The sequence below is a fragment of the Escherichia sp. E3659 genome, from assembly GCF_005781135.1.
Classification (GTDB): Bacteria; Pseudomonadota; Gammaproteobacteria; order Enterobacterales; family Enterobacteriaceae; genus Escherichia.
This window is the reverse complement of sequence record NZ_VATQ01000024.1, coordinates 1-26,906: the sequence shown is the minus strand read 5'-3', so window position 1 is coordinate 26,906 and position 26,906 is coordinate 1. Positions and strand designations below refer to the sequence as shown.

Sequence of the window (26,906 nt, the reverse complement as noted above, 5' to 3'; positions counted from 1 at the left end):
GAGAATATGTACAACACCAACAAAATTATAAACCCCAGTTTTGTTATTAAAAGTCTAACGGTCGTGCTCACCTCGATTTGCCAGGTCATGTTTCCGGCGATAGCCGGAGACGATATCGCTTCGCTCGCAGATCAAAAAAGCACGCCTTACGAGACACAACGAGACAGTTCTCGAGTGGATTCAGACGCTGAAAATAGTGATGAAAAACAACAAGAAAATGCTGAACTAACTCAGTTAGCCGCTTTCGCTTCTCAGACTGGAGATTTGCTTTCTGGCCATACCAATAGCGACATGGCAAAAGCGATGGCCAAAGGCTTTGTACTGGGTAAGGCAAATCAAAGCGCCGCTGAATGGCTGCAACATTACGGAACAGCACAAATAGAAATCAACGCCGACGATAACTTATTGCTAAAAGACTCTTCTTTTATATTGCTTCATCCGTGGTACGACGTACCTAACAATCTGCTGTTTTCTCAAAGCGGCGTCCACCGTGTGGACGGACGCGGTATTGTGAATCAGGGCATTGGTTATCGCCACTTCAACCAGCAAACGATGTATGGCCTCAATACCTTTATCGATTACGATTTATCTGGTGATCATGCCCGGGCGGGGATTGGCGCCGAATACTGGCGTAATTTTGTTAAATTTTCTGCCAATGGCTACATCGGGCTAACCGGATGGAAAGCATCCCCGGATGTTGAAGATTATGAAGAGCGGCCTGCCAATGGTTGGGATTTACGTCTGGAAGGATATCTTCCCGCTCTCCCGCAACTGGGTACCAGGCTAACGTATGAGCAGTATTTCGGTCGGGAAGTCGCGCTGTTTGGCAAAGAAAACCGGCAGAAAAACCCCCGAGCTCTGACTGTCGGCGTGAATTTCACACCATTTCCGTTGCTGACATTAAGCGCGGAGCATCGCACTGGCGAGAGTGGGAAACATGACACTCAGCTAAAAGCGGATGTGAACTGGCGCATTGGCACCCCGCTTCGCCAGCAATTAAATACCGATGCGGTAGAAGGCATCCGTACTCTGAATGGCAGTCGCTATGATCTTGTTAATCGTAATAACGACATCGTTCTTGAGTATCGGAAACAGAACGTTATCAAATTACATATCCCTGAACGAGTAACAGGAAAATCAAAACAGGTCATTCCATTATTACTTGAGGTGAAGGCGAAACATGGTTTGCAAGATGTTGAATGGGATGACGCCTCATTTTTAGCCGCTGGCGGTAAGTTGGTCGGTCAGGGAATCCACTGGCAGATGGTGTTGCCGGAATGGAAAGATGACGAAATCAATGCCTGGGGAATCTCTGCGATTGCACATGATACCCGTGGTAATGCATCGCAACCCACCGAAATGCAGGTGGTTCTGACACCACCGATAATAAGTAAGAAATATTCCAACCTTAGCATCGCCGTTTCGCATCTGCTGGCAGATACAAAAACACAAACCACGTTGACAATTACTCTACTTGATGATGAGAAAAAACCGATAAGCGGTAAAGTAGATCAGATAGTCCTCAATGGTGCATTTACACCAATCAACTCGCTGGTAGACAGTATGACTTTGGCGAAAGGAACCGCCACATTAAAGCCTCAGGCTCCGGTTTTGCCGCAACTGGGAAAACTCACAGAGTCTGGTAATGGCATTTACACAACAACGGTAACTGCCGGTGAAAGCGCAGGAAAATTTACTATTACTGCGAGTCTGGAAGATACAACGCTGGCCTCCGCTGACATCATTTTTACGGATACATCAGCCGCACTTGAGCAAAGTACGCTTACTGCTGATAAGACAACGTTTTCTGTCGGAGGCACTGACAAGTCGACTCTGACCCTTACCTTGCAAGACAGCAAGGGCCAGCCAATTAGCAACGAAAAAGAACGCATAACATTCTTTATTGCTGACAGTACTGTAGATACATCGAAATATTCCTTCGATACCGTTCAGGAAAGCAGCCCTGGACATTACACCACAACATTTAGTGGTCTTTTGGAAAACCCGAAGTTACCTGTTGGGGTCAACATTAATGGCAAGGATACAGGCAAACGCCTTATCTTTAACCTTATAGCGGCTCCTGTCGCAACGGTTACTGGTGCGCCTGTAGTGGGAAATACGCTGTCAATAACAATGCCTTGTAGTACGGACTGCAACTCGTTGACTTACCAATGGCAGAGAGAGGATCAGGTAGGTAGTAATCATTATGTCGATATATCTGGTGCCACGACGATGACATATATTCCTTCCGCCGCAGATCAAAAACGAAAAGTACGGGTACAAATTAGCAAATGACTTACTCCTGAATCAGAAAGTCGTTACCCCATATCTTTATTGGGTGTTTGTTATTAAATGATAAGACAAGAGAATATGAAACTAAGCTTGAAAAAAAAGACTGCCGCCAGCATTACAATGGGCTTTTTACTCAGTATGAGTGTTAATGCCGTCGCAGCAATAATCACCTCTTCCGCAACAGTACCCATTACAGGTCATGAGCCAACCCTGACTGCAGGTGATATTACTTTTGAGGATAAAAATGCAAATGGTATTCTTGACCACGGCGATGTCGTAAAAATCGATCCCGCTCATGACTTTGCATTTGCCGATGTTGATGGAGATAAACCCGATACAACGACGCCTCGGCTCTATAGCTGGAAGATTGGCTCTACGGAAGTGGCAACAACTGAAACTTATACCATTCAGGAAAATGATTTAGGCCAGACGATAACGCTCTTTGTTACTCCACAAACTGACAAAAATATTACTGAACCATTCCAGGGAAAACCTGTTCAGGCTATGGGAAACGGAACCGCAGGTGGTCTGCAAATTTCTGGAAGTGACGACGTTAATAGCGTTGCGATAAGCGGTGGTACCGGAGCTTCTGGCGCGCCAGTCGTTAATGACACTCTGACAGCAACACCAACCTGTACAAAAGCGTGCGGCGTATTGAACTACCAGTGGCAGGAAGAGGCCCCAGTTAATAGCGGTAAATATATTGATATAGCAGGGGCAACAAACAGTACCTGGAAAGTAACTAAAGAGACTCAGAAACGAAAAGTTCAGGTAGTTGTATCTAATCCTTAATTCCCTTGTAAAGCCAGAAAACCACCATACCACTCGGTATTGGTGGTTTTCTGACAAACTTAGGCTATTTCCCTATGGAGTGTAAAATAATAATGAATAGACTGCCTTATGATTCATCATAACTGTTATTTTGCTACATTTATCGCTTGTACTGTACACGCTGAATTACCACATTTATCCCAGTGTGGATGCACAACATAAGCACACCCTGCCAATGAGGATAATATGCCACCAATGATTAATAATTTATACTTTGACATATTAATACCAAAACACTATTGCAATAAAATATAAATATGGGTACCAGCATTATTACTGGTATCCATTTTGGACTTACATTACTGTATCGATATAAAGAATTAGCGTAGAAGACACAGTTTTAATACTCCCCTCAGTCTCATACCAGATAATTAAATTGCTACTGACTTGGCCTAAAGGATCACTGTTGCAATTACAAAGATCTTCATACATAACCTCAACCCGTAGGTAACCTAGCGTAACATCTGCTGGCGTAATTTCGTAGGAATGAAGTAACCGACCAGGTAAATTTGAATAAACATAATTATCATCATCGTAATACGATAACTCAATTTTAGAATTAATAACATCTCCCGCAGTAAGGTTTCCAGTAACCGGGATCCGATAGTACATATGCTCGCCAGGCAGGCCGTTGCCAATACGATGCTTATTAATTATCCTTCCTGATACCATTTCCGTGCCACTAACATCAATAAAGGTTGGTGATTTTAACGTCCCTTTTTTCGGCGGCGTCACTGGAGTTGCCTGCGTGACAATAAGTCTTTTATGTTCAGAAATCCCTACGTTGCCGCTACGTTCAGCAACAATGTATGAAATCCTGTTTTTGGCTTTATTTACGTTATCCTGCACCATTAACTCTGTAGTATCAAATTCAAAGGGATAAATCGTTTTCTGCGGTTGTGAAGGAACCTCGTAACGTCCCAAAAAGGCTTGAGTACCCATAACTTGTGTTCCCATAAGGTCAACATAAGTTGGATCGTTAAATACAAGAACAGTATCATTTATAAAGCCGCCATAATTTGGCTCAGATTCCGCATCCTCCAGAGATTTGAAATGCATATTCACTGTCTGTTGACCTTCTTCGAGAACATCGCCCTCAGTATTTTCAAAGTACATAGAATACCCCATATACTCTGGTGCAATACCTTCAATAAACAGCCCATTAGAGTCAGAAGTATCAGTATCTGATGAACCAGAACTGACGGTTATCACCAGGAAACCAGCATCTTTAGCACAGGGGTAAATACGGAACTTTGCTACACCAGTTTTCGATACAGGATCATTTTCAAGATTAATGACAAAGCCATCAATATTACTTGTAGTTAAATGATTAACATAATTATATTGCATATCAGGATATAATTTAGCGCCCCCCTGATTAGTATCAGACATCATAAAAAACACGTCCTCGCATACCGCCTGGAGCATATTCGCAGGTCGCAAATACAGTTGGATATCCTGGTGATTTTCATCACCAGGATATTTCGTCAAATTACGTTTAAATGTTACCGTACCAGTAAGATAGGTGACGCCAGACAGATTTGAATAACTATCATTAAGAGTTTCCGGGGCATTCAAATCAATAACCTGAGAGTTATCGAAAGAGATGGTAACCTCATCATCGAAATCAGTATTTGACTCCAACACATAATATTGGCAGTTACATGTTACTGGCGTAGCTGCTCCCAGGGCTTGTACAGTCAATGTCAAGTCGATCGCTTTATCGCCCGGAGCAACCTTGTTAGTTACCTTGAACGAATACTTGTACATATACACTTTATTGCCATCAGTATCCGTAAATTCCCCCTCACCTTGTAGTTCTGGAGAAATATTTTTGCTCGTCACATCCATTTTTATTGCGTTAGGATCCATGGCAATTTCCGCATTCTGGTATTTATAATAAAATTCCAGATAAACAGTCTGCCCTCGCACTATCCCTTTCTGGGAAGGGAAGCTGCATGTTAATGCCCCTGGAGTGAGGGCGTTAACATGAGAACTCACCGGATGAACATCTCTGAGATGTTGTTCAGATTTAAACTTCTCTACAGCTTTAATTTTACGCATATTTAACATGACATCACCTTTAACTTTATTAATTACATTGTTATATCAATAAATACTTCACGCAGATAAGAGTATTCCTGTTTATTCTGGCAGAAGTATTCCACTCTCAGCGTGCTCTGATCCACGCCCTGCGGCGGCATATCACAGCCCGCCAGATCATCTGCGGAAATAATATCCGTCAGATAGCCCCGGTTGATATCAGCCTCTGTCACTGTGTAGAGCTGATTTAATTTCAACGGCGGATTACTGTTTTCCATTTCCTGCGTCTGTTTATTCCACGTGTGCAGATATGCTGTGGCCATTATCTGGTCGCCCGCCACCAGGTGTTTTTGCCCGCCAGATAACGGAATGCGGTATTCCAGCCCCTGATAACCGATTTCATTGCGCCCGAGCAGGACGTCATCTTCATCAATCACCGCGCCGTCTTTACAGACAAATTCCGGCGCCCGGTACGTCCGCTTCACCCCTTCCGGCACGGCAGGCTGATCCTGCGGAATATCGAACCTGATGTCCTGCAGACGGAGATAATTCACCCCCTTGTGCAGATAAGCGTTTTCAACAAGACAGGCGTGGATGTAATAGGTCTTTCCGGCCTCAAAATTAGATTCGGTAAAATACAGGGCGATATCGGGCGCGCCACCATCGGCTTTAAGCGGGATCTGCGTTTTTTCCAGTAACATCAACGGGGTGTAGTGGTTCTTTTTCTGTATCTCTTTTCCGGCAAACAGATAGACTGCGCCACCCAGCAGATCGTGCGCCTTCACCGCCTCCCAGTTAGAAAGCAGCGGAAATGTTGCCAGAGCATAACTGTCGTCACCGGGGCGCGCCTGAGGGTTCTGTCCTTCCGTCACGCTGACAGCAGGAACACTCGCGGTTTCCCAGGCACTGTTGATAAAAAAGTTCGCGGTGTTAATCATCGTCCCTACACCGTAAATCCCGGCGCTGAACGCGGTAAGCAGCGTGCGGTTTTCCCGGGGCTGCACATTAATGACAGCGCTCCCCAGGTCGTCCAGCATGACGTAAAAATAATCACCACTGATTCTGTCCACCACACAGGGGACAAATTCACTGAACGACTCGTCGCTGATGATGGCGTCTTCGGTAATGCGGGTCACGAGGGGATAAAAACAGGCCTGGGTGTTTCTCAGTCCCGGTACGGTCAGCCGCCAGGTCATGGTGGGACGTGAGGATAACGGTCGCGTACTGTCATTACTGTAATCAATTAACGCGGGTATATCGGCGGCAAAAGTGACGTCAACATCGATATCGGCATCCCAGGCCACATTCCAAGTCACGGTTTCAGAGGCAACCGGAACTCCTGTATTATCAAGGCAGCAGGAAACCGTCCACGACAACCGATCACCTTTCTTCAGGCTGTCATCCACAGTCAGTAAGCAGCCGCCATATAAGGTATTCCCGTCCTGCCACCAGGAAATATCAGGAGGATAAAATGCCCCCCGGTTTAATTTAAATGGACATTCCGTTCCGGAAAAAACTTCACCGGTTTTCAGTGCATACTGGAAAGTGGCATAAACCGTCTGCCCCGGAAAAATATTGCTGTTGTTTTCAGGACTGACGATGATTACGGGTTTGAACTGCGAATTAGCTTCGCGACAACGCAACGGGGAGGATAGCCAACCTGATCTATTAACACCGTAAGCCCACACGGCTCTATTATTAATCTCTTTCTCAGTAAATGGTATTTGAGCTAGATTATTTTTATCTATTGAAACCCCGACGAGATCAGATTCCATAGGCAGGTAAACCGCATCCTCACGAAAACCAAAATACACTTGTTTTCGTGACGGAGGCTGCGCAAAATCAAAAACTGATGGATAATAGATTACTGTATCAGTAATATCTCTGTAGTCACCTGTAGAATTAGTAACCACTGGATATGATTCCAACATCCCCATATGTAACTGGTCAAATTTGTTATTAATATTAATAACAGCTCGAACATCAACATCATTAACAAGAAAAATTAATTCAACGACTGCGTAAATAAGCGGCCCACCGGCATCCTTTTTGAATTGGCCTGCCCCCTTTTCTATCAGAGAGGGGAGTAACCCAGCGAGATATTCACCATTGCTATCAAGGTTTACATCAGTCCAGGCACTAACTATTGGATTATCTCTCTTTAAATCCCCTGAGTAACACATTACGGGTTCATAATCTTTATAATCACTGGTAGTAGGAAATGCAATGGTGTTGACATTCACTGTAATTCGTTTCCCAGAGACAGGATTACCATATCTGTCACTTACCTTCAAAAGATAATAAATATGATATTTTTCAAAGTCCCCCAGGTATTCCCAGCTACTATTCCGGATGTAAACATCTCCATCGTAATTACCTTTACGCATGCTTAATGTGACTGTTAACCCATCATACGTAGTTTTTTTTTCATATACTGTTGAAGTCATATCAAAACCTTGAACATTTACTCTCTGATTAGATTCAATAAGGCTAATAAAAATCAAAACAAATAAAAAATCATAAAACAGTCATAATTAACAGCAATAATTATTACAGACTATCATTTAAATTAATTATCAAAAATATAATAAAAATCACATCCATATAAACTGGTTAGACATAGAGCTGAAAAGGGGGATGTGTCTTGGATTGAAATAATGGATGTATAATGATATAAAATATAGTATCAGCCGTGCTATGCATAATGCTATGCATTTAATCTTGAAAATGGTGGTGATATAAAATTAACTAAAGCCTAATAATAATATATCCCCACATATGCTTTAGCAGTAATATCTCTGGGATTTCCGCTGTTATCCTTGATTTTCCATCGCGTAGTGTAGTTTTTTGTATTCTCAGTCTGTCCCTTTTTAAACCACATAACATCACTCATAGTAAAACCGGTTTGCGGGTCATCGCCGGGATCAGCAACACCACCAGGATAAGAATCATATTCACCCAGTAACGAACAATCAGTAGAACAATTGAATTGACTAAATCGCACAGAATAGCCCAGTACAGCTTCCTTCGTACTGGTGGCTGCCCCAGAACAACTAACCCCAATATTAATGCTCACCTGTTTCGACTCACTATTTGGTTTTATAATCCCCATATCAGTGGTGTCTGGAGGAGTAATAAGATAACAGAAAACAGAACCAGTCTCTGCTGGTACGGTCTTATAATTGATTGCGACATAACCAGGCAATTCCCATACATCTGGCTGGTTTTTAAAATTACTGAATAATCCAGCAATGTATAACCCGGGTTTTAACATTAGGCTGGAATTATTAAAAGATATCTGACATACAGCTTGCCCAGCCCCCACATTAAACAGATATCCCGAAGAGTATAGAGCGCTCACATCCTGTTCTGCAGGGGGGGACGTAGTGTTAATCACTGTTCCCAATGGTGAAGATTGCACATTCTGGGATCCATTACAGTTCACAGAAACAGCACCAGGAGCAGACCACCCCAGAGTCAGGGCAAATATTCGATTATTTTGTGTGTGGTAACTACAGAGAACACCAAGTTCAGCAGGAGAAGTAGCACCTTGGGTATGACTTATACCAGTAATTTCGCATTGTGCCTGACTTCCATCAGAGACAGATTTTGCTAAGAATGATGATGCATGGGAACAAGAACAGACTATAAGGAACAGCAGAAGCATAAATCTGAACATAAGTTTATCTCGAGGAAAGAGGGTGTTGATGACAAGTCAGGGTTAATTCATCTAAATAACGCCCAGAATCATGCGGGAGCTTGAAAGAGGTACTGCACTGTTTATTTATTTCATTACCCCATATAACCTTTAAGTCTCCTTCATCAGTTAATCCGGATAAGTAAACTTCACCATTTTCGCCGACAATCCCCGCATTCCCTTTATTATGATCCGTCGCTAAACTTACCATCGCACCAAACGGAACAACACCTCGCTGATAATGCAACGTTATAATGGCCTGCCTTCCGGTGCGTACGGGATATTCTGCAACAACAACAGCCCCTTTTGTCGGTACAACTCGTCTTCCGGTTTCCGTTAACATAACATGGCTATCAAGACCATCAGGATCGAGATTAATCGCGTTATAACGATAATTTGTGAGTGAGGGAACCACGGCATAACCTCGCCAATCAGTATTTTCGTGAGTATTAACGATATGAACCCCGGAAGCGCCGGGGGCGCGGATCAGAGCAATACTTTCCCCTAAGACAGGTGCAAGCGTCACTCCCCAGGGATGGATGACAACGCCGCCAGTAGCACTGGCGCTCGCCGTCTTCTGATGATGACTCCAGTCATAGGCAAATTGCGCATTACCCGTACTTCCGTCATATCCCATGTTTAACATTGTCATCGCATACTGGCCTTGTGACGATGACTGTCCAAACTCATAATTCCAGTTGTCATTTAACATTCCGGAAAGGCTGGCCATTTGACTGAAATCCCCACGAGAGTCGCGAATTGCCTGGTAACTGAGATCACCATAACGGGAATTTGAATTGGATGAGAAGGTATCAAGCGGTACTGAAAGATTAAAAGAAACCTCACAATTCTTTTTCTGCCCTGGCATGGTGAGCTGATTTTTATTAACGGAAACGTTAATCGACATAGAAACTGCACTAACAGACAATCCATATCCAAAACTAAAACGGTTATCAGTTTCGCTTGAATTCCAGTAATCCTCATGAATTGCGCTAAGATTCATATTTCCCCAGTGACCAAAATTTTGTCGCAAAATAATCTGTTGTGAATTTCGGTGACGTCTACTGTTTCTGTATAATGCACCTAAAACCGGGCGACCCATTAAAGAGCTCATAACAGGTAAAGTCTGACTATCCATAAAGGATATATAACCACGAGACGCATAACGAAAATCATAGATATCAATCGTTGTACCCGTAGTAAGAAGATTTTTTGAGTACTTAAGTCGCCATGCATTACCCGATATCGTAGAACTCTGAGGCTGGCTTGCATGCGACCAGGTATTATCAATCGATACAGCACCCAACTCTCCCAGTGAAACGCCAGCACCTGCCGTCATGGCTATATATTTTCGAGAAAGCAAAAAACCGCCATAGCCAGTGGTGTTTGCAGGTAAACCATAAATAAGAGTTCCCTGGCCAAATGTAGGTTGAACATCCTTATGATAAGAGTTAAATATTGCCTTCCCTATCTCAAACTCATATTCAGCATGGCCATTTCGCTGCATGATGGGGAGTCCGGTATAGGGCTGGACCCACTGCTGAGTATTACCATTCGCTTCTCTGACAATTACCGTCAACTCACCGCTATTCATTGTCTGTGGAATATCTGTTAAGCGGAAATCTCCAGCGGCAACGGATGTCTGATAGATGAGATTATGATTCTGATAGATACTAACCTGCGCACGCGAGCTGGCAATACCAGAAATAACAGGAGCAAAACCACGTAGATTGTCAGGTTTCATGCCATCACTGGATTTCAACTTAAGACCTGTAAAATTAATACTGTCCAGTATGTCATTTTGTGTCCATGTTTCACCCAGAGTAAGTTCACTCTTTATTTTTTTTAGATCTCTCGCAATATATCGGTTAGAGAATATCGGTGAATTTGCCTGTTGCGACCATGTAATGGAACTGCGTAACCGCCATGGCCCCCAGTTTGCACCGCCTTGCGATGAAAGAAAAAGTGAACGCATTCTTGCATGTCTGTTGGATAAATCAGCATCACTTTGCATACCACTGAACATATAATTAAACATCAGAGCGGGTATGCCGTCATCCCATTTGTCGACTGCAGGAAGCTGAGAAGATACGGATGGTTTCATTACTATTTGTGGAATCTCAACATTAAGTTTTAGTTTCTGCTGTTCAAAACGAATCGTTGCGCCGGGAATAACACGTGACAAATCATCAACATATTCACCGTTTTTTAAACCTGCAAGGGCATCGTTACTATTAGTATTAACTCCCCAACGGCTAAGTTGTTCGCGGTTTAACTGTGCGGTCAGTTTTCCTCCGTGAGGAGATACTTTAAACTTAACCATTTCTGAGGATATCCATACAGTATTAACAATAACATCAACAAGATATGTTCCTTCAGCAAGTGATGATTCCTTTTCAAACTGACTAAGATCTATTTTTTCTGTGCTTCCCTGCTGGTCGGTCATCAGCAGGTCAGGATCGAAATAATCTTCAGCATGGCTCGATTTCTGGAAAAGAAAAGGCCCAACAATCATTAATATTAATGATAATCTGAGAAGGTTTATTTCGACTCTGAATAAGAGCTGATCAATAATTTTCTTATGATTCATGATTAGATGAAGAATAATGTGATATCTAATGCAGCGTGAAATTGACCATTTCCTGAATCACCATCAAGAGGAATACAAATACCTGTGAATAGTTTTGCCTTACTATTATTCAATGAGTGGAGTTCACCTGAAGGCGCAGGCTTTACAGGCCAGGGAAGTAAATTTGCAGTAAGATTATTATAATTAATTACATTAGCCTGACTGCAATGTGCAATGTTGGGTACCGTTAATTGATCGGTAAAATTAAAAACAGCGGATAGCTTAACATTTTTCGAATCTGCTGCACGGAAAGTATAATCGGTATCGGCCTCCTGCCCACTAAAACCAACCATCACATTCTTTCCCGCATCAATAAGGCCTGTGCAGTTATTCAACGTTAGTTCAAGAATCTCAAGTGGATAAACATTATTAGGACCTACAGCAGTCAGTATCGATTTGTTTATCGACGCTTCAACCTCCGTTTTATCCAAAGAGATATCGCATGTTGTGGCTTCAACAACTGCATGAAAATTTAAATATGCGTATTCCTGCAAAGGAGTAGATGCCAGAGTTGCCTGCGAAAAAACAGAGACAACAAACAACAGAATGCCACAAAATTTTCTTATCAAAACATTCATACCATGACTCGCTAAAAATCCATTTGATATAAATCAGATGGCACACCAGAATCATCACGAAAACGCCATGAAACCTGATGCATACCTGATGAGCAATGTTGAACAGAAGTATTTATTCCCAATTTGCCATAAGGTGGTACGGGTCTAATAAGTATTGACTTTTTGATCTTAAACTTATCAATAAATAGCTGTGTCACTTCTCTGTAATAACCTGAGCGATTGAAAATATTCAACTCACCATTATTGCAAGAGAAGTAAATTTCTTTTCCATTAATTGGTTCAAGCATCGGGCGCCAGTAGACCCTGATGTTATAGGCAGTGACTAAATGTAATTTAACTGAGTTGTACACTTTAATTTCAGATGGTATTAACCTTAGCGTCAAATAGTATAAACTCTCTCTATCTGATGGTAAGAGCGTTGCGCGTGATGGCACGACAAGTAAAGACAAAAAAATATTATCACCGGCACGTAGTTCGTGAAGTGGAGGCGAAACCATAAAGGGTGTGACTTGATTATCATTAACTGCCATCCCCGTTTTAGGATCGTAATTTTGAATTACTGCCTGTAATAAATAATGTTCGGCAGTATTGTTAACCATCCTGAGAACAATTTTATTTAAATGTGAAGAGAAGACCAGTTTTGTTTTATTAATGAAAATACCCTGCGAACCCTCATCACACAGCCCTTTGTTTGTTATTACTATTAACAGAAACATAACTATCTGGCGCAAAAAGGGCATAGATATCCTTCGTTATAATAAATTGCAAGTCATCATCCTGGTTTCGCCGCCCTGATCGTTGACGATAGTCCATTTTATTTCATCCCCTGGCGATGTTATTACCTTATCGAGAATAGTTTTACTAAAAGGGGTAATCATTCTCTGTTTTCCTTCTAATGCTATTTCTGTTCCATTGACAAAAACTCTGCTAAGCGTCAGAAAGTAAGGACTGGCATTGCTGATCGTCAATGCATGAACATTTTTCGTAAATGATAATAATGAAACAGACTTCTCCCACGATACATTAATGTCAGCGGGACGTGAAAGAAGCTTAATAATCAAACTCAGTGATACCGATAGCTGCTGTTTGACCTTGTTCAGTTCAAAAAACGTTTTATCAATTGCCGGTATACTCTTGAAAACAATATACTGTAATGTTTCTTGATTATGTTGTTCTACAGGCTGTCGACGAATTATCCGTACTGTTTGCGACTGACCTGATGGTAATTTGAAAATTGGCGGTAAAATGTAAAAATTTGCCGATGGCGTTAGTTTCTCTGCACTGCCAGGAGAATTAACAATTCTACTCTGCACAAGCCATGTATATTTACTGGTATTGCTAATTACTATCTCTGTGCTGTGCAATGCAGAGCTCATAATAACTCTGGTATGATCAACACTTAACCCATCAGCATGACTTATCACAGGTAACCATAAGATAATTAACAAAAAGTAAAAGGCGCGCATATTAATGAATTTTTCGCTCATGCATTTCTGCCATACCAAGATCGTTAAGAGTCACCCATGACACCTGTCTGCTATTCGCTATTTTTGTGGAAGTCAACTCTATAGACTCAAAGGGGGAGATCATCCCCATATTTTTCAGACCAAGAGTCGCTATACTATTGTGATCAAAAAAAAGGTCATGAAGCGAAACGTAATACGGACTATTATTCATGATTTTGACGCCCGCAGCAGTTCGATTAAATACGATTTCTTTGGCTGCTTGATCAGCCCCCTCTTCCGTTAATCCAGCTGGGCGGTAAAACATTTTTATTTGTGAGGATAAGGAAAATATAATTCCAGCCTGAGTTTTCGTAGAGATTTCTACTTCTAATGGGTTTGATGCGACAATGCCTCGAGAAATAAAGTAGAATACTGATTCTTTATCGCCAGGAAGTTTATCAGTTTCCTCTGTCGCAATAACCCTGATCGCTGCGGCATTTCTGGGGGAAATTTTTTCAATTCCAGGAAGTACCTTAAAATACTGCCCGTCTGGTTTGCCAGCACTCACTCTAGTAATATAACTCTGCATCAACCAGGTACTGTCAGTATTATTTCTCAAGCTTACTGAAACTGACTTCTTTTCTGCTGGATAAATTATTCTTAGCGCATTAATCCCAATACCATCTGCCCATGCAGATGGCAACAGGAACAAAAACAATAATAAATACCTTTGCAAAAAATTAAACACTTTAGCCTCTTACCTCGTGCTTATTGGTAGACCATCATGAAATCTACAGGTACTTTAATGTGCTGCGCAGCAGCAGTATAAGCAGTTATCGCCTGCAATGATGCGGTTATAATTGCTTGTTTTCCATCAATTGTACTTACTTTTGTTCCTGCAGGGACATCTGCTAACTGAATATAATCATTGTTTTTAATTTCTGCAGCAGTTGGTGTTTTTGTAGCAAAGTCATACACATTGCCTCTAAGAACGACACCTACATCATTCTTCCCTGTGTTACTCCATAATGTTGTTTCACCGGGAATAGCCATTCCTGGACTAAATAAAACTTCTGCATAAACACCGCCTGCACTATTGGTTGCCCCCGTAGGACTACCAGACTCGGCACAATTAGAGGCACTCAAGGAAAAAGATTTTGCGCCAACATCCGTTTTCGCGGTTGCAAAATCTTTTGCAGAGAAAGTGCCTAATATTATGTTCTCATCTGATACATTTATATCACATGTTGTTTCCGAAATTTCTGCATAAACGTCAATATGCGCTGGCTTGCCGATTGCAACAGCATTATTCCACACACCCATAGTAGCTATAGCCATCAGAATATTAACTGAATACCAATATTTCACAATAATTACCTTACTCATTATTCACAACGATATCTAAATTCTCCTGCCATTCCAGAATCCAGTTACAAAACTAAACTCATTTTCAGGAAAATATATCGTTCACAAGCAAAAAATCTTGTAATTGAGTATATACAGCTCTGTAAATCAGAAATAGTATCGGAAACAAGATAAAAAAAGAAAAAAAGAAGATATATATCAAAACAATAATTGTGTCTTTTATCTAAATTCCTGGAATAAAATTATTCACTAAAAAAAACAAAATACTGTACCTGTACTCATTGGAGCTATTTGATTTTATCATTTCTGCGGATCATGCTACGCAACATGAAGTTTTCATCATCCATCAACGATAAGTCGAGCCTGGAACACCTGAACATCAGGAGGTGTGTCCAATGTGCTAGCGATTGTATTGACGACTTCTGAACGATGAAGCTCCATTATGATTGCCCAGGCTCAGCGCCAGATCAAACCACCGCTGATTGGTCACCTTATCCACGAGTTGATGAATTCCGGCTGTAAATGGTGGTTCTGCCGTAGATTCGGTTATGGCGAGGGACGAACTCTGAAGCATCCAGAACAGCGGGTCATTTGTTGGTATGCACCATCAATGTGTTTCGTATCCCTGCTTTATCAATGAGGTAAAAAAGATCTGACTGACATTATCAATATCAGACCATGTCTTATCACTGTACAGTCTTCACCTGAATCCGATACGGTGAATATGGAAATTAATGAATGGGCATACTTGCAACAATCTGCATTTTGCCAGTGTGCAAGAATTCAGGGATTCGATGTCGTTTTTTACCCCCTTTCTGGAAATAGCGATGCTGATAGCATCCAGAATTATTGCTAATTTTAAAATAGTGAAAAAATTACCTTAGGTTCTTTGTGTATACTTCATTTCGTCAAGTAACTTTTATCTTGCTTATTAAACTTTTGATTTACATAAGTGCCTGCCAAAATTCACAAAAAAATCACCAGGGACATAAAAATAATTATGACAGTATCAGAATTCTGTTATCAGGTGGTTATTAATTATTTTGTTTTAACCAGTTTCACGTATTGATAATAGATTAATGTTTATATGGTAATACATATTTGGCAAGGAGATATAATATGAACACTGAATTGAATTTTGATGATGAAACCGGTGTACTTATGTTTGGTAAAAAGTCGACCCGATTAAGCCCAAAAGAAGCGGCATTGTTTTCGTCGCTGATGCACAAGCAGCAGTCAGATAGTATTCTACCACGAAATGAACTTGCTCAATCTGTTTGGGGAGAACGATGGGAGGTAATCAGTAATAATAACATTCAACAGCTTATTCTTCAGCTTCGTAGAAAAATTGATGCTGTAGGTGGACCAGTGATAATCGAAAATATTTACAAGCGAGGTTATAAAATGACCATTCATGCACAAGGAGCTGGAAATGCGATAAGACGTAATTTAATTACTCGCTTTGTTTCACTAATATTAAATTTTATTTGAGTTCAATCCACACACCCTATACCTATAATTATTTATTTAGCCTAATAGTTTAGGCCCTTATTAATGATATTCAAACAATTAAATTTCAATATTAAGCAATACTTCAGCTATTGTTCCTCTGTGCATTCGGATGGCAGGGGAATATTTTTATTAGCACTACAATATAGCAACCACAGTATCATTCCTGACAAAACATTTACAGGCAATATAATTAACACGTAAATTATTTTCTAACTAATTTCTTAGCAGAAAATGCAACTCTATTGCATCTTTCATCTTCTTTAATGGCAAGGTTGTATCACGACCTTACCTTTGACTGTTAACAAGTTCGGGTTACTGACGAGGCGCACCTTGCATGATTCCTCAGTTCCTCCGGTATCTTTGGTTACGTCCAGAGTTACATGGTGAATTTTAAACATGTTCCTTGATATCGTTTGTCTCCGATCATAATGTGCATTTCATTACGTTATAACCAAAACAATATTCCCCAGCAACTTGTTATTCTTCATTGATGTAATCAAATGACAGGTAATGCCAGATTTCATAATTATCATCAAGATTTTATTATTTTTCGTGTAAAAATGAATGTATCTGGTAGTTCAATAATTATGGATTATATTGTTTTTAATGGAGAATTACATGATAACAGCTAGATTGCTTTTTACCGGTGCACTAATTCTTCCCACAATTTCCTTTTCTTCAGTTCTTACTACACAGCAAAAAAATTATCTTGAAGAAATCATGACAACACAAATCAGTAATGAACAAGATAGAACGGTGATCAAGAACGAGTGGACTGAAGCACATCAAATAGCAGAATTCTTATGCCGCCCCGTTGCAACGACTGTTATACAAAGACAGGAATCTCTCGTCGAGAAAGTCATTCTCAGTGACGGGGAACAAAACACTTTAATATTACATAGTCCTATCAGACTAACTGGCAATGGCCAATACCTTATTTCCGGGGAGAAATGGATTCCATTTTATTTCCGCTGCGATTTATCTTCTATAACCGGTAAAGTTACCCGTTTTGTTATTGATCACCATACCCCATTTCCTCATAGAAATGCCGTTTTACAATAAAGCTAACCCGCCAGCTTAACATTTATCATTGATAATGCATTCCTGTCACCAGACGGGAATGACTATTACTGCTGTTCTTCACTAAGAAGATATCCTTATTTTTGTTACGGTAACTTCATGCTTCCCGCATCCACGATTTTCCGCCGTATATGCCCCTGTTGTTTCTCTTATTTTTCTATGACCATTCCATACTCAACCATAACTGAGTTTACGTTCTGAACTATCGTATCCTGGTTTTCGTCATCATTTCGTAACAAGGGTGATAACAACTGTCTGATGCCAGTTAGCGTCTAAGCACCTGAGGATTATGACATATCTAACCACCTTCAATGATCACAGACATAAGTAATCAACTGTATTGAATATCTGATACAAATCTTCTATTTTTATATTTTTCCATTATTTTTATTACACAGATCAATAATATAATTTTCGCTTCGACGATACTGTTCAGTTAGACAAACGTAGTGTGTGTGATATAAGAAGTCGATACTCAAACAGAACATAAGGAACATGATATGAAAAAAATACACTTACTACTACTATTCTCATTCATATTATCAGGATGTACAACAGAATGGCAACGCACTCGCTATGATGCCCAGGATCTTTCAACTGCACAACATGAATGCGGAACATTGGCTGAAGAGAAATATCCCGTTAAGAATAGAGTAGCGGAAAGAACAGTTTATGAAACACACGTCGAAAAATGTCGCAACAACAAGCACTGCAAAAAAAAGTATGAAAGTTCACCAGCCTTACGAAGTTATGTGATTGATGTAAATGAACATACTCGTTATGAGTGGATGGAACTTTGTATGCAACAAAGGGGATGGATATCCAAAGTCAAAGTACTTATGTAAGGTAAGTGATAAGAATAATTATCAAAATAAAACTTTGTCAGGCAATGGCCCTATATACACAATTTTTAATCCTGTTAATAATGATTCTTGTGTGAGGTAACTCCTGCTACAACCGTCCTACTCATTGTTCGATTTCCCCACCATGTATCATGGTGGGTATTTTTTATCTTAAAATAACATCATCTAAATATGATTACGTTCGATTATCTTTATCGTTAGAATTTTAGTCAGTGCGCTTTTTGTATTCTTCCATATATCCCTGTTCATTACCGGTACATGATTGTATTGCTATATAGCTTCCCCTACTGACATCATACATCGACAGCTTGCCACAAAAACTATGGGCATACGCTTCACTATATTTTTCACAGCGCCGCTATATGCCCAAACTAAAACAGCAATATGTTACTGTAAGCCCCGGATTCTGGTTTCTGTCAGAAAGTCTCGCTCAACTGGGCCACTGCACCGTACGTCCGATCAGCACCAATCAGACCAGCCAGATCAAGATGCACCACATTGAATGGAGAAATGCCGATACCGGCAGTCAATGCGTTGCCCTCTGAAGAGGCAATATTCTGACGATACCCCGCACGTAATTGCACCCAATTCCAGGCATTAAATTCAGCCCCCAGACCCGCAAACTGACGCTTTTTATCACGGATAAAACCACTGGCCGGCGTCAGATCTATATCCAGCGCAGTCGTCACGATTCCGTTATGCCATGAGCCCCCGGCAGTCACCTGCGGGCGAATTCTGAAGGTTTCTTTCAGCCCATTAACCTCTTTCGTATCAATGCTGCGGGGAACAATATTTTGTCCAGCCAGCCCCAGCATCCAGTGTTCATTCAGTTCTGTGGTAAAACCAATGTCGGCATTAGCCCCGCCAGTCGTGTTACGGTATTCACGGCTGCGGAAATCGTGGCTGTCGTAATGTTGTACCGTGGTATTGTAATTAAACAAATCTACACGCTGATATTTTGGTGTCACACCAAGGGAATATCTGAATCCGTTAGTCTCAAATGCCCTGGCAAAGGCAATTCCGACATCACTTACCGCCGCCGCTCGACCGTAAGCCCTCGATGTCAACGTATCAGGGTCATCCGCTGTTGGAATAATTTTACCCTTAGTCACATCATCCAGATATTGCAGATCATGATTGCTGACTTTTCCCTCTACCGTTGCTGTCCCCCATGACTTCATCATCAGGGCAAAAGGCAATTGACTGTTAGGGACAGCCGCGACCATGCCCACACTGGCCTGTACATTCACCTGTGTATTTTTAAATTTCTCCAGTTGATGTTGCAGATCGGTCGCTGCCTCCAGAGGTGTCCCAGTAGCAGACAGTTCTGCCTCATAGCGATCCCATGCATCTTTCACACCATCCACACCATCCTGCAAATGGTCAGGATCCGATACCTGTACTCCGACTGACGGCAGAATCATGCTGAAATCATCGGAAGCAGTGGCATTTGTCATCAGTGCCGGGTTAGCGAGTCCTGCCGCACAATAATGCGACGATGCAACCCCCGTTCCCCCCATAGCATCATTACTGGCTTCCATATAGGTCGTAGCCGCCTGAGTATTACCAGACAGCGCAATAAAAAAAGCACAGGTCAGCAGAGAATACTGACTTAGCGTAAATTTCATTTTTATTTTCCCGGCTAAAAGAATAGATTGTTTTTAATAAATATCCCATCGAAGCTATATACAGGTGTCGTCCATCAAAAAAGGCATGCAGTTTTCTCGACGAAAGACACTTATATTTAATCGATGCCAAAATAGCTTGTTTTCAATAACTCAAGACACCTAACCAACCGGTAAGTTCACAGATATTAATCGCAGTAACTAACAATATTTTTTAATACTCCGAAGCTGATGCATCACCACCACAGCCGCAATCTCACAAGCTTAATTGTTGATTTTATTGAGTATAAATTACGTGAGCAGCAATCTGTGTTTAATTCACTACTTACAAGCACGTCATTCCTGTGTTAACCAGGACGTGCATGTCTTGCGTATTTTACAAGTAATTTGATTTATATTTATTTAATTTCATTTAGTTACTACTGTTTTATAAAATATCTAAATCCAAACTTAAATAAAATAGAATCACTATCAGGCGTACAATTCATTAACAAATAAATCACTGGTGATATATCTAAATGGCCACGCCAATGAGTAGATTACTTTAAGGAAACACAGCCCGGATTCCACGTTCTCACCATCACCGAATAGCAAAGTAGATTCATTGTAACAAGTCCTGCTTTATGATTTCTCATCAGAATTTCATCACGACACCATCAGGATATTCCAGTCACCCCTTGCAATGATAGACGTACAAAATCCGATCTTTTCTACCCGTTCAAAAGTCGGTCCAGCGTTAACGGTTTTACACATCGTGCCAATTCTCGGGTTCAAAGAAATCTTAAAGAAATCATCGGATGAATTTACAGCATCGGAATTTCTACAAATTAACGAGAGGTCTACATTATGTATCGACATCATCGTTCTTTATTGTTTTTACTGATGTTAGGTTACCATGCCTCAACACTGGCATCGCCGGTCCACCACGTCAGACACACTCCTGTCGTTAACCATCACCGCAAAACAAAAACATCCCACTCAACAAAACAGCATAAATTGTCGCCCAATACAGTCTTCATTAATACGCTGATGGCACAGCTGGGTAAACCCTATCGCTGGGGAGGCGCTTCTCCTGAAACCGGATTTGATTGCAGTGGTCTTATCTGGTACGCGTGGCGTAAGAATTTTCACATTACCCTTCCCAGGACCGCCGCCGGAATGTATTCCATGCCACAGGCACACCATGTGCCTTATATGCTTCTACAACCCGGCGACATGGTATTTTTCTCAATGCATGGGGAACAAGTCGATCATGTCGGTGTTTATGTGGGAAATGGTCATTTCATAGAAGCGCCGCATACGGGGCAAAATGTCAAAATTGTCAGCCTGGAAAAAGATTTTTACCGCCGTCATTATCTGGGAGCCAGGCGTCTGATAATTGCCTGAGGCGTTCAGTCCCTGTGTGCGAAATTGGGAGGACTTCAGGACATCCGATGCGTGAATGGACTGGAGATCTCCCCAGAAAAATATAGATAGCTCAGTTTATCACTTTCCACGTACTGCAGGTTGCTCTGGAACAGCAATGACCTTCTCACTCTTTAGATCGACAATTTTTTGCTTTGCAGGACTCGGCGTTAGTACTTCAGCCTTACCAGTCAAAACACCACCTTTTTTAATAGATAAAGAAACATAAACTAACGTACCATCCAGTCGTCCGTTTTCATAAATATCGACAGAATCAGACTGACAGTGCCCTTTTATAACGCCATCAACAATTAATTCCCGACTGGTAATATTGCCTTCCACCACGCCATTACGCATTATTTTTACCAGTCCATCCTTAGCAAGGACATTCCCATTCACACAACCATAGATATATATTTGTTTATTAGAATTTATGTTTCCATCAAAAACGACATCACTGGCAATAACCGTACTATCTGTTCCACTCTCATTAGTTAAATTTCTGTTTTCAATTTTCTTTAAGGAACTGCTGGTGTCTGCACTTTCCTTTTCTGACACTATTTCTAACTTATCTTTTGCTGCTTTAGATTTATTAAACATCATGAGTATCCTTTTCTTTAAAAAATGAGTGGAGAAAGAGCAAATTATGAAGAAAAATAATATGGATGAGATAAACAGTTTTCCTGAATACCAGAAAATTAATGCCAGGGTCCAGAACATTATTCCCGCGTTGAGAAACCGGTAGTCAGGTCTGTAATCATGAGCCAGAGATTTCATTGGTAAATTCATCAGTAAACGATATCTTCGGGAAACACCGGCCGCCAGATGATATTAAGGCCATATATCCTTCCCAGGAATAGCGCCTTCATCATCGCTATTGTGCTCGCTGCATCTTCTCTGAATAACGGCGATGTGTTGCTTTTCATCTCAACATACTGACTCTGATTTTCGATAATCATGGTTCGGGACATAACATACTCTTCTTCTGTGGGTATACGCATAAAGCCAGACTGCAATGTTGCCGTCACGAACATTGACTTACTGTACAAATCGGCACAAAGGGAAAAATTCTAAAGAGTAAAAGTCACGAGCTTAAGCGGAAAGCGCCAGGAAGGCTGTTCTCAGGGGTATAAATAGTTGATGGAGGCTTTTGTATCGAGGATGAACCGATACAAAGTCGTTGAAATGCTTATGTGAAAAATATCTGAGGAATGCTCTGAGCAGGTAATCCCAGGCTCAGGGATAGTGAGTCACACGCCGTTGTAACTACCCTAACCCTTCAATGAAAATGGCAGCGCCACGCTTTATAAGTTCATTACCGCTATTCTTATAATAAATTACTTGCTCAATGATTTGTTTAACTTCGAACTCAAGAGAAGAGTCAACGGCAGGGACAATATCATGACTCTGACATATAAATTCAGTTTTCTCACAGCTTAAATAGCAACGTTCAGCCTCAGCAAGAATCGCTATTTCTGAACCAGATTCAAAATTGTAATCTGCCAATTTCCCATTTATTAAGATGGAAGGAATGCTAAATTTTGCTTTAATTTTACCATGACTATCCATGGTAAAGCCTTTTGAACCAAGATACCTGCTGGCAACAACAGCATAGTCATCACCTAAAGCATTTAGCCCGGCAGCAATCTCCAAAACAGCACTTATATAGTTCTGTATGGTCAGTGTGTTATCTAAGAATCTTTTTGCATAATCTATGTACTGTAATGACCACTTTTGCCATTTTTTATATTCTTCATTTCTATTCTCATGTTCTTTTTTTACAACATCTATATAGTGATAAATCCAGTTAAAATTCGCCTCTATGTCATTCAGCTCAAATACGCCAGAAATACATTGCGTTATATCGTGCGATAAGTTCGTAATTGATTCATTAAGCTTATTATTAGCTTTCTGGTAACGTTCTGCCCCGATTAAAGCTCGCAGACGTGCTTTATCTAATTTTTCTGCTATTTGTGCGATACCGACAAAATCACCTTCAATGGTGCATTCATGAGGATCTGGATAATAATATTTTTTGATAAATGACAGCACGTAAGTTTTTTTACTTACATCTTCTACCTGAATGGGAAACTGGACAGATGTTGGTATGTCACTACTATCGTGTGATGAAGTCTCATTACGAAAAACTAATGTCCCGTAAATCCCTGTTTTTTTTGCCTCCTTATCATCAACACCATGCATAAAGAAGTTGATATCTGTGAGCTGAAACGTCTGCAGCAACTTCTGTTGATAATCAGCGTTTTTTGCAATATCAAGCAATCGGTTTAATAGTCGATGATTGATGCGATCAGCTTTATCATTTACGGATACAAATAACGTTAAACTGACATGCTTCTGAGAGACTAAGTAACGCAATGTTCCAGCATAGTTTTTTTGAGCACGTTGTTTTTCTACGCTTTCAGGCATCTTTGTTATTTGCGACGATACCATGAATAACCCCGTAATGACCTGCGCTTCTCTTTTTTGACCCTTGCCAAAATTTTGGTTAATGACATGCATGATGATGTTAGAGGGGGCATGAATTACATAATCGGCAATAGTATTAACGCTGCCACAATCTACATTTGCCGCAGCAATTTCCATCCCGCATTTAGTCGAATACGCATCTGTTCCATTCAATGGAACGGTGTCTGAATAACTCATCACACATACAGAAGAGCATCTCTGGCCATCTTTTTCTGACATATGCGATATCCTCCTTTCAACAGGATCAGCACACTGAACTTTAGATGTCTGCACAACTACTCAACAAGCACAGAACACATCATCAGTGGCTCCCATGGCGCCAAATCCTTTCAGCCTTTTATTCAAACTTACCAATAGTCATAAAGGCGCCACCGGTTCAAACATCCGATAGCGCAATACCATTTACAGGCAAACAGTTCAGTAATTATCTGTACGCTTCTTCTCTCTTTCCTGAAAAGTCACATGCGGAACTCGTGGTATACAATAGCCATTACATTCTGAAATAAGCATCTTTTCTATCAGGTTATCGCCTTACGATAATCTATCTTTTAGCAATGCAGTTTTACCCTCAGAAAAATTATGCGCTTACTGCACCATTCTTTGTCGTGAACGTTCAGGATCTTTCGCCAATCTTAAATGTGAGCAATCCATTGATTTACTACATTTTTTCAAAAAATTTCAGGTTGAAATCGTCAAATGCAGCGTAATGCGGGCTCAGGATACTTTTGTCAGCCCTTTAACATGCGTCGAATCAGCTCTTACTTCGGGTACCTCATCACATTTATGACAACATTAAATATGAATAACCTTTTAAGCGTGCACGATTTAAACCAACTCATTGTCTCTTATTTTTACCAGGTCATTCATTGGCTATTCAGTTAACCGGCTCATTGATCTACTGTGTAGTTCACAAATTTGACGTAAGAATTTCGCCTTCAGTTCCGGATTCAATGCACAGGTAATAAAAATCTGGCTAGTTGTGCTAAAAATCACAAAGTGACAGGCTACCGCATCATCTGTTGTCTCTGACGATTTCGCCATAGAAAAACCATCAATAACATATTGATTTATATTGTTTTTACACATCAATTTCACGGTGAAATCGGCACAGTTACACTCAGCTAAAACAATTAGTTGATGTTTGTTCGTCGACAACACGTATCGAGCGAAGAAAAGGTTGATTATGGTTACTAATAATTGAAAGTAGCATATGAAGTGAAAAATAATGCCATAGTTCCACAAAGTGGCGAACTAAACTAAAGGCAAAAGCTTAGGAAAGAATACAGATGCTATTATCTTCACTTCAGACAACAGACTATGAGGTATCAGAAACGAACTAAAAATCGAAAGCAAAAAAGATTAACTCCCATACAAAAATTAGTACTATAAAAGTGGTTTAACTACAGACAGGTACAAGCAAATGAGGAAAACCATCCTGCTAATAACTGATTGAAAGGAAAAAAGACATTGGAAACTGTTAGTACGTTGTAGTGATCCGTATTAATACCTGAATCGATTATTTATACGCTTACTGATGATAATAAAGAATTCTGCATCTTATTATAAACTATAGACAGAACACATCTGTTCAGGATGATAAGCTACAGTGAGTAACACGCCAACATTGACATATGAGGGTCGTAGAAATTTACATAATCACTAGCTATCCAAACCAGTTATGCAAAAAGATAGTTATCACTATGAATTATTTACGGTTTATTAATAAACTCATTTAGAATGATACAAAGATGAGTCGGCTCAAACGAAGCTGGAGATAAGCATATTATTACAATCTAAACTATATCGAGCAGCATAAACTATAGAGAGTAGATATTATGTTATGGAAACTGTAAATAGACCCGTTTTAGTTCCATGCATTTTTTGAGAACCCGGCCAAATAATGGTGAAGTCGGTATTCCTCCGGTGTCATATTGTTCAGTGATTCATGCGGGCGTTCACAGTTATATTCTGATAACCATTTCTCCGTAATTTCCCGTACTTCATTCAGCGTTCTGAACAGATAAAAATCGAGTATTTCTGTACGGTATGTCCTGTTAAAACGCTCAATGAAAGCGTTCTGCGTCGGCTTACCCGGCTGGATGAACTCCAGTTTTACTGCGTGTATCTCTGCCCATTCAGCCAGCGCCAGAGAGATAAATTCCGGACCATTATCCATGCGCAGCATGACCGGATAACCGCGGTTTGCCGCGATCCTGTCAAGTACACGGACCACTCGCAGAGCTGGCAGATTCAGATCGATTTCAATCGATAACGCCTCACGATTAAAGTCATCAACGACATTGAACGTGCGAAAACGACGGCCACAGGCCAGCGCATCATGCATAAAATCGACAGACCAGCTCTGGTTCAGCGCTTCTGGCGTAGCCAGTGGTGAGGGATTGCGCACCGGCAGGCGTTGTTTGCCCTTACGGCGAAAATTCAGCTTCAGCAGACAGTAAATACGGTGGAGCCTTTTGTGATTCCACGAGTATCCTTGCCGTCGCAGAATCTGGAAAAGCTTCGGAAATCCGTATCGCGGGTATCGCTCAGCCGCAGCCTGCAGGGCGGCAATAACGGGTTCATCACGCGTGGTATCCGGGCGGTAATGGTAAACCGTTCTGCTCAGGTTCAGACTCCGGCAGGCCTGACGGATACTGAGTCCGAATGTCGTTATCAGATGAGTGACCAGCTCACGCTTAAAGGCTGGTTTTAAAGCTTTTTTTCGATAACGTCTTTCAGCGCCCGGTTCTCCAGACTCAGGTCAGCAAACATCTGTTTGAGACGGCGGTTCTCGTCCTCAAGATCCTTGATTTTTTTAATATCAGAAGCCTCCATGCCGCCGTATCTGGACTTCCAGTTGTAGTAGGTGGCTTCAGAGATACCGGCCTCCCGGCAGACATCTTTAACGGTTCGTCCGGCTTCAACTGACTTAATCACAGCGATGATCTGATGCTCAGTAAAACGGGCTTTACGCATAGCGATCTCCTTCGTTGGCAGATTGATTATGCCGGATGATCTCTAAATATGAATGGCACGATTATGCGGGATACTTACA

19 protein-coding genes are annotated in these 26,906 nt (G+C 41.0%); 6 read left to right on the top strand and 13 right to left on the bottom strand.

Annotated elements, in window-relative coordinates; genetic code table 11:
- Positions 1-6: 6 nt before the first annotated feature.
- Together FEK47_RS16645 and FEK47_RS16640 are read left to right on the top strand one after the other, a co-directional pair.
- Positions 7-2,295, top strand: coding sequence for an inverse autotransporter beta domain-containing protein (locus FEK47_RS16645; RefSeq protein WP_135488359.1), 2,289 nt, complete (start codon positions 7-9; stop codon positions 2,293-2,295).
- Positions 2,296-2,370: 75 nt separating this feature from the next.
- The gene (locus FEK47_RS16640) at positions 2,371-3,084 is read left to right on the top strand and encodes a ZirU family protein (RefSeq protein ID WP_138183282.1); all 714 of its coding nucleotides are present in this window, start codon (positions 2,371-2,373) and stop codon (positions 3,082-3,084) included.
- Positions 3,085-3,417: 333 nt separating this feature from the next.
- On the opposite strand, the gene FEK47_RS16635 is transcribed toward FEK47_RS16640, so the two are convergent.
- The 9 genes from FEK47_RS16635 to FEK47_RS16595 form a co-directional block, all read right to left on the bottom strand.
- Positions 3,418-5,196: a hypothetical protein gene (locus FEK47_RS16635; protein ID WP_135488361.1), complete on the bottom strand. Its 1,779-nt coding sequence runs from the start codon at positions 5,194-5,196 to the stop codon at positions 3,418-3,420.
- A gap of 23 nt (positions 5,197-5,219) precedes the next feature.
- Entirely contained in the window at positions 5,220-7,613 is a 2,394-nt protein-coding gene (locus FEK47_RS16630; RefSeq protein WP_138183281.1) for a hypothetical protein, read from the bottom strand.
- Between the two features lie 308 nt (positions 7,614-7,921).
- Entirely contained in the window at positions 7,922-8,845 is a 924-nt protein-coding gene (locus FEK47_RS16625; RefSeq protein ID WP_135488363.1) for a hypothetical protein, read from the bottom strand.
- Between the two features lie 4 nt (positions 8,846-8,849).
- Positions 8,850-11,453, bottom strand: coding sequence for a fimbria/pilus outer membrane usher protein (locus FEK47_RS16620; RefSeq protein WP_135488364.1), 2,604 nt, complete (start codon positions 11,451-11,453; stop codon positions 8,850-8,852).
- A gap of 2 nt (positions 11,454-11,455) precedes the next feature.
- The gene (locus tag FEK47_RS16615; protein WP_138183280.1) at positions 11,456-12,070 is read right to left on the bottom strand and encodes a hypothetical protein; all 615 of its coding nucleotides are present in this window, start codon (positions 12,068-12,070) and stop codon (positions 11,456-11,458) included.
- An 11-nt stretch (positions 12,071-12,081) separates the two neighbouring features.
- A complete protein-coding gene (locus FEK47_RS16610) occupies positions 12,082-12,810 on the bottom strand; it encodes a fimbria/pilus periplasmic chaperone (protein WP_138183279.1) in 729 nt (242 codons plus the stop codon).
- Between the two features lie 12 nt (positions 12,811-12,822).
- Entirely contained in the window at positions 12,823-13,557 is a 735-nt protein-coding gene (locus FEK47_RS16605) for a molecular chaperone (protein WP_135488367.1), read from the bottom strand.
- Positions 13,538-14,263, bottom strand: coding sequence for a molecular chaperone (locus FEK47_RS16600; protein ID WP_135488368.1), 726 nt, complete (start codon positions 14,261-14,263; stop codon positions 13,538-13,540). Before FEK47_RS16600 ends, FEK47_RS16605 begins: the two co-directional genes overlap by 20 nt.
- Positions 14,264-14,283: 20 nt before the next feature.
- Positions 14,284-14,901: a type 1 fimbrial protein gene (locus FEK47_RS16595; RefSeq protein WP_135488369.1), complete on the bottom strand. Its 618-nt coding sequence runs from the start codon at positions 14,899-14,901 to the stop codon at positions 14,284-14,286.
- Between the two features lie 1,098 nt (positions 14,902-15,999).
- On the opposite strand from FEK47_RS16595, the gene FEK47_RS16590 reads away from it, so the two are divergent.
- From FEK47_RS16590 to FEK47_RS16580, 3 genes are all read left to right on the top strand, one after another.
- Positions 16,000-16,371, top strand: coding sequence for a winged helix-turn-helix domain-containing protein (locus tag FEK47_RS16590; protein WP_135488370.1), 372 nt, complete (start codon positions 16,000-16,002; stop codon positions 16,369-16,371).
- Between the two features lie 639 nt (positions 16,372-17,010).
- Positions 17,011-17,454: a hypothetical protein gene (locus FEK47_RS16585; RefSeq protein WP_135488371.1), complete on the top strand. Its 444-nt coding sequence runs from the start codon at positions 17,011-17,013 to the stop codon at positions 17,452-17,454.
- A gap of 518 nt (positions 17,455-17,972) precedes the next feature.
- Positions 17,973-18,317, top strand: coding sequence for a hypothetical protein (locus tag FEK47_RS16580; protein WP_138183278.1), 345 nt, complete (start codon positions 17,973-17,975; stop codon positions 18,315-18,317).
- 434 nt (positions 18,318-18,751) lie between these two features.
- Here the strand turns inward: FEK47_RS16580 and FEK47_RS16575 are convergent, their stop codons facing one another.
- Positions 18,752-19,963 (bottom strand): conjugal transfer protein TraF, encoded by a 1,212-nt coding sequence (locus tag FEK47_RS16575; protein WP_135488373.1) that lies wholly within the window; start codon positions 19,961-19,963, stop codon positions 18,752-18,754.
- 1,026 nt (positions 19,964-20,989) lie between these two features.
- Here FEK47_RS16575 and FEK47_RS16570 point away from each other — a divergent pair.
- Complete coding sequence (locus FEK47_RS16570) at positions 20,990-21,346, top strand: C40 family peptidase (protein ID WP_167856165.1); 357 nt, start codon at positions 20,990-20,992, stop codon at positions 21,344-21,346.
- Positions 21,347-21,445: 99 nt separating this feature from the next.
- Here FEK47_RS16570 and FEK47_RS16565 read toward each other — a convergent pair whose 3' ends face one another.
- From FEK47_RS16565 to FEK47_RS16555, 3 genes are all read right to left on the bottom strand, one after another.
- Entirely contained in the window at positions 21,446-21,967 is a 522-nt protein-coding gene (locus FEK47_RS16565) for a polymer-forming cytoskeletal protein (RefSeq protein WP_171020859.1), read from the bottom strand.
- 663 nt (positions 21,968-22,630) lie between these two features.
- Entirely contained in the window at positions 22,631-24,070 is a 1,440-nt protein-coding gene (locus FEK47_RS16560; protein ID WP_138183276.1) for a hypothetical protein, read from the bottom strand.
- A gap of 1,645 nt (positions 24,071-25,715) precedes the next feature.
- Positions 25,716-26,827 (bottom strand): IS3 family transposase gene (locus tag FEK47_RS16555; protein WP_135489068.1). Its coding sequence is split into 2 segments (ribosomal slippage): positions 25,716-26,566 and positions 26,566-26,827, totalling 1,113 coding nucleotides; the frame shifts between segments, so codons are not numbered across the junction.
- Positions 26,828-26,906: the final 79 nt, after the last annotated feature.

Coding starts and splice junctions, on each gene's coding strand:
- FEK47_RS16645 (WP_135488359.1), top strand. CDS start 7: ATGTACAACACCAACAAAATTATAAACCCCAGTTTTGTTATTAAAAGT.
- FEK47_RS16640 (WP_138183282.1), top strand. CDS start 2,371: ATGAAACTAAGCTTGAAAAAAAAGACTGCCGCCAGCATTACAATGGGC.
- FEK47_RS16635 (WP_135488361.1), bottom strand. CDS start 5,196: ATGTTAAATATGCGTAAAATTAAAGCTGTAGAGAAGTTTAAATCTGAA.
- FEK47_RS16630 (WP_138183281.1), bottom strand. CDS start 7,613: ATGACTTCAACAGTATATGAAAAAAAAACTACGTATGATGGGTTAACA.
- FEK47_RS16625 (WP_135488363.1), bottom strand. CDS start 8,845: ATGTTCAGATTTATGCTTCTGCTGTTCCTTATAGTCTGTTCTTGTTCC.
- FEK47_RS16620 (WP_135488364.1), bottom strand. CDS start 11,453: ATGAATCATAAGAAAATTATTGATCAGCTCTTATTCAGAGTCGAAATA.
- FEK47_RS16615 (WP_138183280.1), bottom strand. CDS start 12,070: ATGAATGTTTTGATAAGAAAATTTTGTGGCATTCTGTTGTTTGTTGTC.
- FEK47_RS16610 (WP_138183279.1), bottom strand. CDS start 12,810: ATGCCCTTTTTGCGCCAGATAGTTATGTTTCTGTTAATAGTAATAACA.
- FEK47_RS16605 (WP_135488367.1), bottom strand. CDS start 13,557: ATGAGCGAAAAATTCATTAATATGCGCGCCTTTTACTTTTTGTTAATT.
- FEK47_RS16595 (WP_135488369.1), bottom strand. CDS start 14,901: ATGAGTAAGGTAATTATTGTGAAATATTGGTATTCAGTTAATATTCTG.
- FEK47_RS16590 (WP_135488370.1), top strand. CDS start 16,000: ATGAACACTGAATTGAATTTTGATGATGAAACCGGTGTACTTATGTTT.
- FEK47_RS16585 (WP_135488371.1), top strand. CDS start 17,011: ATGATAACAGCTAGATTGCTTTTTACCGGTGCACTAATTCTTCCCACA.
- FEK47_RS16580 (WP_138183278.1), top strand. CDS start 17,973: ATGAAAAAAATACACTTACTACTACTATTCTCATTCATATTATCAGGA.
- FEK47_RS16575 (WP_135488373.1), bottom strand. CDS start 19,963: ATGAAATTTACGCTAAGTCAGTATTCTCTGCTGACCTGTGCTTTTTTT.
- FEK47_RS16570 (WP_167856165.1), top strand. CDS start 20,990: ATGGCACAGCTGGGTAAACCCTATCGCTGGGGAGGCGCTTCTCCTGAA.
- FEK47_RS16565 (WP_171020859.1), bottom strand. CDS start 21,967: ATGATGTTTAATAAATCTAAAGCAGCAAAAGATAAGTTAGAAATAGTG.
- FEK47_RS16560 (WP_138183276.1), bottom strand. CDS start 24,070: ATGTCAGAAAAAGATGGCCAGAGATGCTCTTCTGTATGTGTGATGAGT.